Source organism: Caballeronia choica (assembly GCF_001544535.1).
Taxonomy (GTDB): Bacteria; Pseudomonadota; Gammaproteobacteria; order Burkholderiales; family Burkholderiaceae; genus Caballeronia; species Caballeronia choica.
On sequence record NZ_FCON02000374.1, the window covers coordinates 1 to 2,466 of the forward strand.

4 protein-coding genes and 1 pseudogene are annotated in these 2,466 nt (G+C 60.2%); all 5 read left to right on the forward strand.

The features are described from left to right. Positions 1-387: hypothetical protein (locus tag AWB68_RS50500; RefSeq protein ID WP_235028864.1), on the forward strand; the 387-nt coding region annotated here is incomplete at its 5' end. 38 nt (positions 388-425) lie between these two features. Beyond that, complete coding sequence (locus AWB68_RS44080) at positions 426-941, forward strand: SagB/ThcOx family dehydrogenase (protein ID WP_125483290.1); 516 nt, start codon at positions 426-428, stop codon at positions 939-941. Between the two features lie 160 nt (positions 942-1,101). Further along, positions 1,102-1,701 carry a hemerythrin domain-containing protein gene (locus AWB68_RS44085; RefSeq protein ID WP_087650346.1) on the forward strand — a complete coding sequence of 200 codons (600 nt, stop codon included), beginning with the start codon at positions 1,102-1,104 and terminating at the stop codon, positions 1,699-1,701. A 41-nt stretch (positions 1,702-1,742) separates the two neighbouring features. Beyond that, positions 1,743-2,117 (forward strand): annotated as a pseudogene (locus AWB68_RS44090) (F0F1 ATP synthase subunit A); the annotation flags it as partial. Next, positions 2,114-2,362 (forward strand): F0F1 ATP synthase subunit C, encoded by a 249-nt coding sequence (locus AWB68_RS44095; protein ID WP_087650347.1) that lies wholly within the window; start codon positions 2,114-2,116, stop codon positions 2,360-2,362. The pseudogene AWB68_RS44090 and the gene AWB68_RS44095, both read left to right, overlap by 4 nt. Positions 2,363-2,466: the final 104 nt, after the last annotated feature.

Consider the following 2,466-nt stretch of genomic DNA (forward strand, 5'->3'; position numbering starts at 1 on the left):
GCGCCGCGCATGATCTCTTGGGGAGCGAGTGAGGGGTCTCATATCAACGCCTTAGCGGCCTTCCACGATGACGCGCGATACTTGGTATTTCAGCAACCTGTTAAGGGTGCGGGCCTGCGCGGCACTCGGGTGATGCTTGGCGATGCGCGACCCTCGTCGCCGCGGATCATACGAGTTCTCTTGATTCGTCGTTTCGACCGCCTATTTGCCTTGCCCAATCAACTTCGTCGCGAAGCGCGATGCGCCTGCTCGCCTCTTCCTGGCGCCTTGTGCGCGCTCGAAACGGGCCTCGTCGAACGCAACGCGTTCTCTGGCGGGCGCTTCACTCACTCGTTGACTGATCCAGATCAAGCGGCGCGACGCCTGACCGTGAAAGAATCGGCTTGACCTGCCCTTGGGGCGCCGGCACTTGTGAGCGTGCATCCATGATCGAACCTCTATCACAAATCGGATCGGCAGTGCTGAATGCACCCGCTCCGCGTCATTTGGAAGACGCGTCGCCCCACGTCATCGAACTGTCAAGGCCACGGCGCAGCGGCGTCACGCCGTTGCTGAATGCACTCGCTGTGCATCGTACCTCGCCCGACCGCGTCCATAGCGACGTCCTCGGCGAGTTGATATGGGTCGCCAACGGCATTAGGCGCGACACGGACGGTGCACGCGAGGCGCGGTCCGCGCTCGGTGGTTATGAAATCGCCATTAACGTGCTGCCCATAACCGGCCTGTCTCGATACGAGCCTCTCGATGGTCGGCTCGTTCGCGCCGCGCTCTTCGATCCGCGCGCGACCACCGGCGATCAGGATTTCTTAGCCTATGCGCCCGTCGATCTTCTATGGCGATGGCCTGAGCCGCATACAGGACGCGTCCACGCCTCAACGCGAAAGCGTTGCGTACGCACGCGCCGGGCCGGCCCGGCCCGGCAGAACGTTTATCTTCGTTGAGCCTCAGTGGGCCTCGCCGCGGCAGCGCGGATGAACCACACGACGCTGGCCGTGAATGTGAATCTGCCCGTCGAGTGGAGCGCTCTGCTGACGCAAATCGCGGGTCATTTTGTCCACGACTAGTAAGCCAACAAGCGACCACGATCGCTCAGGAGCTGCCATGACCATCACGACGGAGCGCGCTGCACTGCGCATGATTAAGCTTGATCACAAGCGTCTGGCAGCTGTCACGGCCGCCATGCTCGAGTTCGTCCGAAGGCTTGGCGACGGTACATCGACGCCCGATCCGATCGTGCTACGCGCAATGCTCTACTACATTCGAGAATACCCGGATCAGATTCATCATCCGATGGAAGACCGCTCTCTGTTTGCCGCGCTGAGAAACCGAACCGACGATTTCGACGAGGTGCTGGACGAACTGCAATGTGAACACATCGAAGGCGATGTGCGCCTGCGGAATCTGGAGCATGCGTTGACCCGCTATGAACTGAAGGGAGATGCAGCACTATTGAACATGCGAACGCTGATGGAGCAATACGTTGCGTTCTGTTCGAATCACAGGCGCGTCGAGGAAGCGTTGATTCTGCCTGCCGCCGAGCGCTTTCTGACGGAGGCCGACTGGTCGAAAATCAACGCCGCTTTCGAACGCCGCTACGACCCGTTCGGCGAAACGACCTTCGACGGCGAGAGCCTAGACAGCCTTTATCGTCTAATTGCGAATGCTGTGCCAGCGGCCGGCGAGATTCGGCAGGACGTTTGAAGACAATGGCGAAACAAACCGACGGCACTGCAGAGGCCTGAACAACGAGCGCTCGCGCCCGTTGTGCGCTCGGCGCGACGATCTTCTATAGAGTGCGCACGCGCGGGCTGCGCAGCTATCTTTCGACGTTCGTACAACCGACATGGGTCATGATCCCGCTCAACGTGGTCGAGCAGATCATGCGCACCTTTTCCCTGTTGGTGCGCCTGTTCGGCAATGTGATGAGCGGGGTGGTCGTCGTCGGTATCGTGCTGTCGCTCGCAGGCCTGCTGGTGCCCATTCCGCTCATGGCTCTCGATCTGCTGACCGGTGCAGTGCAGGCCTACATCTTCACTGTACTGGCGATGGTCTTTATTGGCGCCGCGCTCGCCGAAGCTTCACCCACCTCCTCAGACAAACAACCAGACACATCATGAACAGTCTCCTCCAAGTGGTTAGTATTGTTGCAGCGGCGCTCGCCGTCTCGTTCGGTGCGATAGGACCGGCGCTCGCCGAGGGCCGCGCCGTCGCCGCCGCCATGGACGCGCTCTCGCGCCAGCCCGAATCGGCGGGCACGATCTCGCGCACGCTTTTCGTCGGCCTCGCGATGATCGAGACGATGGCCATCTATTGCCTCGTGATCGCGCTGCTGGTCTTGTTCGCCAATCCGTTCACCAGTTAAGCCCAATACTGTTAACAAATTCGAATTTGTGTTAACTTTTAAGCCACTGCAACAACAAGAAGAGCTTGAAGGATGGCAAGAACGGAAGCAACGCTGCCCGGCGG